We start from the raw sequence: 249 nt of genomic DNA, 5'->3' as shown, positions 1-249 counted from the left end.
GGATGGGCATGTCCTCGGTGTAGGGCCAGAGGATCGCCAGGACCAGTTCCCGGGCGGCGGCCAGATCGTTGACGTGTCCGGGCAGCACGTCCGAGACCCATCTCGGAACGCCGCGCGGGTCCATCAGGGCTTGGATGTTGCCGCCGAAGCCGTGCGTTTTCCCGCTGTACCACGCGTCGATTTCTCGGCCCTTCCTCGAGACGGTCGGCTCGTAGAGCCGGTCGCACTCGATGACCTTTCCGTCGAGAA

General features: G+C 65.5%; 1 protein-coding gene. It reads right to left on the bottom strand.

Going from position 1 to position 249, the window contains the following annotated elements; all coding sequences use genetic code 11:
• On the bottom strand, positions 1-249 hold a 249-nt coding region (locus KDL01_RS42865; RefSeq protein WP_281415882.1), incomplete at both ends, for a transposase family protein.

The organism is Actinospica durhamensis, from assembly GCF_018139695.1.
In the GTDB taxonomy this organism is placed as follows: domain Bacteria; phylum Actinomycetota; class Actinomycetes; order Streptomycetales; family Catenulisporaceae; genus Actinospica; species Actinospica durhamensis.
This window is presented reverse-complemented; position numbering and strand designations above follow the sequence as displayed.